At 48.4% G+C, this 4,930-nt stretch carries 4 protein-coding genes and 1 pseudogene; 2 read left to right on the top strand and 3 right to left on the bottom strand.

Annotation, left to right across the window (positions count from 1 at the left end; all coding sequences use genetic code 11):
- The 3 genes from RMO84_RS15090 to RMO84_RS15080 all read right to left on the bottom strand — a co-directional run.
- Positions 1-884: biotin/lipoyl-containing protein (locus RMO84_RS15090; RefSeq protein WP_310489266.1), on the bottom strand; the 884-nt coding region annotated here is incomplete at its 3' end.
- A 238-nt stretch (positions 885-1,122) separates the two neighbouring features.
- On the bottom strand, positions 1,123-1,572 hold the full coding sequence (locus tag RMO84_RS15085; protein WP_310489265.1) for a YlqD family protein: 450 nt from the start codon (positions 1,570-1,572) through the stop codon (positions 1,123-1,125).
- 92 nt (positions 1,573-1,664) lie between these two features.
- Positions 1,665-3,632, bottom strand: a complete 1,968-nt coding sequence (locus RMO84_RS15080; RefSeq protein ID WP_310489264.1) for an AMP-binding protein — start codon at positions 3,630-3,632, stop codon at positions 1,665-1,667.
- 188 nt (positions 3,633-3,820) lie between these two features.
- Here RMO84_RS15080 and RMO84_RS15075 point away from each other — a divergent pair, with 188 nt between their 5' ends.
- Both RMO84_RS15075 and RMO84_RS15070 read left to right on the top strand, forming a co-directional pair.
- Positions 3,821-4,246, top strand: a complete 426-nt coding sequence (locus RMO84_RS15075) for an NUDIX domain-containing protein (RefSeq protein WP_310489263.1) — start codon at positions 3,821-3,823, stop codon at positions 4,244-4,246.
- 76 nt (positions 4,247-4,322) lie between these two features.
- Positions 4,323-4,930, top strand: a pseudogene (locus RMO84_RS15070) (Uma2 family endonuclease); the annotation flags it as partial.

The raw sequence follows: 4,930 nt of genomic DNA, 5'->3' as shown, positions 1-4,930 counted from the left end.
GCGACGGCGACAGCGATGTTAATTGCACCAGGGTGATTGACACCAGCATCGTTATAGCTAGCATTCACCGTTGGATGTTTGGCGAGGGTGATGGCGACGGCTTTGGCTAGCAGTGCCGTCATGGTGACGCCTTTGGCTTTGACTTGCTTGTACAGCTTGTCTAGATGACTGGTTTCGATTGTATAGCCGACGCGGAATGTCGGTACCGATAGACTTGCCATCATGTTGCGATTGACGGCGGATTGGAACGTATTGAAAGGTACGACTCGTGGCGTACCAGTAACCATCGGCGGTGCGACTGGCGGGATGACAGCAGGAATGGCGATCGCAGTTGCTGGTGCGCTTTGAGTAGCCGCTACTACTGGTTTTCCGGCAGCAGCCCCGACATCGTCAGCGGTAATCCGACCGTTGGGGCCAGTGCCGTGGAGAGATTCGACGGCGACGCCATATTCTTTTGCTAATTTCCTCGCGCGGGGGGACACTACTGGTCGATCGCTTCTGAGGATGGTTGCGGCGGGGGCTACAGGGGTTTCTGCGGGTATGGCGATCGGCTTGACAGGCGCAGCACTAGCACCTGCGGCAGTTGTAGCCGCAGGTTGAGACTTCCCTTGCGCTTGCTGCTTGGCAGTTTCAATTTCAGCTTCGGTTTCAGCTACTAACGCGATCGCCGAGCCAACCGGCGCAGACTCGCCCGCTTGGACGATAATGATGGCAATAAAGCCTTCATAAAATGTCTCGACATCCATATCTGCCTTGTCGGATTCCACCACGACAACGATTTCACCTTTGCTGACTTTATCCCCTGGTGATTTTTGCCAGGAGACGATCTTGCCTTCAGTCATGGTGGAACTTAGAGCAGGCATGAAAACTTCGCGTATTGCCATGGGGAATCTTCTCGATCGAACAGATAGGTTTAGCTTGCGACTTTATATCTTAGCCTACGGGAGGGGATAGGGGATAGAGGATAGGGGCTAGAGATATGGATCGACTGGTAAAGTTGACAATCTTCTAACCATCCGAAACGTAGGATGGGGCGTACTGACGATCGCCCGCCATATTATCTCGGTTGCTAACTCTCTAGATCCCCCCTACTCCCTATCCCCTATCCCCTACTCCCTAACTTTAGATATTCCCCCGAATCTCCATCACTACTCCATCGTGCAGCAGGACTTCAACATTCATTTTGGAGATCAAATTGTCGCCAAGTTTAACTGAAAAGTAACCTTCGACTTGACCTTGGCTGACTTCCTGTTTGAGTTCGAGAAATTGAACTTGTTGAAGTTGTTGCAAAGCCATGTTTTTTTGTTCGAGCAGCTCGCTTTTTTGCTGATTGACTTGCGTTTGAATGCTCTCAATCTGCTGCATAACTTGTGGCCCAGGCGGCTGGAGGCTCTGCTTTTGAATTTCAGTGACTGCGCGTTGTCCCTGAATTTCTAGTTGTTGAAGTTGACCGTCAAGTTCGCTAATTTGGGTTTGTAAGAGTTGCTGGGTTTCATCTTTCCAGCGTTGGGTAACTACAGCTTTAATACTGACGACCCGTTTGAGCAATAATTGAGAGTCTGGTAGATCCATGATTTAGGTAATTTTGGTGACTAGTGGCTATTGGTTTAGTGGCTAGCGGCGTTACCCCATACCCTATTTCCTGTATGGCAATTCGCCTCAGGCTAGGCTTTGCCAGCGAACATTTCGTCAATCATACCGTGATACCGCTCCATCACAACTGGCCGCCGAATTTTCAGGGTTTGGGTCAAGAGGCCATTTTCGATGCTAAATGGCTCGGCGATCAACTCGATCGTGGCGATTCGATCGTCAACCCGATAACCGGGGCGGTTTTTGACTTCACGGTTGAGTTCGTCGCGAAAGAGATCGATGATTTGACTGTTATCGAGTGCTTTGGCGTATTCGCTGGGATCTTGAAAGTTTACGGGTAAGTTTTGGCTATCGGCCCAAGCTTGCAATGCTTCGGAGTTGGGGACGATGAGCGCGCCGAGCGACTTTTGGTCTTGACCGACGAGGACGATTTGACCGATGTAGGGACTACGCAAACAGGCATCTTCGATCGGGGTGGGTTCGATATTTTCGCCATTGCTGAGGACGATCGTATCTTTGGCACGTCCAGTAATTGTCAAGTCCTGATTGGCAGTTAGCATTCCCAAGTCGCCGCTATTAAACCAGCCGTCGGGATCGATCGCTTTGGCGGTAGCTTCGGGATCGCGATAATAACCCTGCATGACTTGGGGGCCGCGAATCAAGACTAATCCTTTTTGACCGATCGCTAGCGGCTCGCGCGTCTCGACATCGACGATTTTAATCTCGGTACCTGGTAGCGGCTTGCCTGAGGAGAGCCGCAGGTTTTGCCACGGACGGCGGACGTTGGTAATCGGTGCTGTTTCGGTCAAGCCATAGCCGACGAGGATATCGACACCAATAATCTCAAAAAATAGATCGAGATGCTTGGCGAGGGAACCTCCACCGCTGATGATATTTTTAATTTTGCCACCTGTCGCCGCCCGAATTTTGGCGTAGACAAGTTTATCGGCGATCGCGTGAATGGGAGCCAGCGCAGTCATCTGAAGGCGTGCAGTTAACTTTTGACTCAGTGTGGGTTCGAGACACTCCAAGCTCAAGCCTTGGACGATCCGCCGCGCTTCGATGTACTTTTTGCTGGCTGCCAAAAATGTCTCGACCAACTTTTGCTGACTGGGTGATTGGTCGCGAAATTGCTTCTGAATCCCCTCATAAATCGACTCAGACAGTCGTGGCACGGCCACGAGATATTCTGGCTGATATTCTTTCAAATCCTGCTTGAAATAGCGAATATTGGTGTAAGTCTGCGTACAACCTTGGGAAAGGAGATAGTACTCGACCGATCGTTCATAGACATGCCACGAAGGTAAAATGCTCAATACTCTAGAGCCAGGTCGGGCAGCAATCACTGTGCCACAAGTAGTGATTTGATGGAGGAGATTGCCATGTGAGAGCATTACCCCCTTGGGATTGCCAGAAGTACCAGAAGTATAAATCAGGGTTGCTAGATCGGTTTTCTCCAGCTTCACAGGGGTAAATTCAGCGGTGCGACCGAGATCGATCGTCTGACTAAAGTTGACGAGTTTGTAGGGGATCTCTAGATCGGTGTTTTCGTCAGATAGTAAAATAATTAATTTAATTGGCAAATTTGATAATAGATCGCTCAATTTTTTGAGCGTTTTGAGATCTTCAACTACTAAAGTTTGGGCTTGACTATTATCTAAAATCGAGAGCAATTCTTGAGGATCTGCTTGGGAACCACGTACCGCATTAAAAGCACCTGCCAGCATGATGCCCTGATCGGCAATCAACCACCGCGGACTATTGTCAGCAAACAGCGCGATCGCCTGACGCGACTGAATTCCCAGGCTTTGAATGCCCGTCGCGAATAGTTGAATTTGTGTTGCCAGCTCGCGATAGGTCAGGCTAATTTCTGGCTTGTTATGAGGTGCCTGTAATGCAACGACATCGCCACACTTAGCCGCGACGATCGGCCAGATTTCGGGGATGGAATTAATTTGGGTATAGTCGATCGTCTGACTGAGATTTTGCCGCTCTCGATCGGTTAATAAATAAGGATAGTTGTCAAAGTTAAAAGTTGTCATAATCGCACTCTACGCAAATTTCAATAATGCTAAACTGTGTGCAGTCGCAGCAGCTAGCTGTTTCTATATTTATAGATTAACTGGCGATCGATCCCGATCGATCGTCGATTGTGACAGAACTTTAGGTGGCTGAGTGTCGTGAAGCCACTGGAGGTTAGTAATCGCCCATCATATTCGCATCCAAACTAATGCACCAAGTCAAATCCTGTGGTTTTATTTTATTTCGCGGCAAGCGCGCACAGCCGCACAAATCGTTCTTGCTGATGAAACATCGCGATCGTTACGATTTACCCAAAGGACATATCGAACCGGACGAATCGGATTTGGAATGCGCCCTCCGCGAGACAAATGAGGAAACGGGCATTCCCGCCAGCGCGATTGAGATCGAGCCGGATTTTCAGTATCGATCGGTTTATTATCCGCAGTATGCCAGATACGACAATCAGATTGTCGAAAAGACCTTAATTATTTTTTTGGGCTGGGTAGATACACCAATAATTATTCCTTCCAGCGAACATCTGGGTTATGAATGGATCGATTGGCACCCACCCCACCAGATTCAGGTGCAAACGATCGATCCCCTACTTGCCGAGGTGAGTGCCTATTTTGGTTAGTGGCAGTTTTAAGTTCAAATCTATAATAGAAGGCAAAGTCGCAATTGCACCTTGGCATATTTAAGGAGAACTATCGATGGTGATTGCTGCGCCAGAACTCAAGTCTGAATTGCAGCCCGTGGGAGAGCAGCGCGTCGTGCTGCGCGGGTTATCTTGGGATGCCTATTTGCAGATCCTCAACGCGCTACCGCAGTCGCGTGGCTCCCGATTAACCTATGACGATGGAGTATTAGAGATTACAGTTCCGTTAGAAGTACATGAGTTTTCAGGTCGTTTAATCGAATGCTTTATCGTCACGTTAATTGAGATAACGGGACTGAAAATTAAGACAATGGGTTCGACAACGATGAACTACCCAAACCTTAAAAAGGGTGCAGAACCCGATAATGCTTATTACATCCAAAATCAACCTTTGGTGAAAGGGCGAAATGTAGATTTCAGCCAAGATCCACCGCCAGATCTAGTAGTTGAAGTAGATATTACCCACACCGATATTGCCAAAAATCAATTTTATGCCAGCTTAGGGGTGCCATAGTTTTGGCGGTTTAATGGTAAGGTGTTGCGGATTTATCAACTTCAGGAAAGTGTTTATGTTGAAGTTGCTGTTAGTCCAACTTTTTCCCAAGTACCAAAAGAACGTTTGTATACATTCTTAGAAGAGGCTAAAGAGGACGAAATCGAGGC

It is taken from the genome of Chamaesiphon sp. VAR_69_metabat_338 (genome assembly GCF_031423935.1).
GTDB lineage: Bacteria > Cyanobacteriota > Cyanobacteriia > Cyanobacteriales > Chamaesiphonaceae > Chamaesiphon.
This window is presented reverse-complemented; position numbering and strand designations above follow the sequence as displayed.

Excerpts from the sequence above, each read along its gene's own strand:
- RMO84_RS15085 (WP_310489265.1), bottom strand. The coding sequence starts at position 1,572 with ATGGATCTACCAGACTCTCAATTATTGCTCAAACGGGTCGTCAGTATT.
- RMO84_RS15080 (WP_310489264.1), bottom strand. The coding sequence starts at position 3,632 with ATGACAACTTTTAACTTTGACAACTATCCTTATTTATTAACCGATCGA.
- RMO84_RS15075 (WP_310489263.1), top strand. The coding sequence starts at position 3,821 with ATGCACCAAGTCAAATCCTGTGGTTTTATTTTATTTCGCGGCAAGCGC.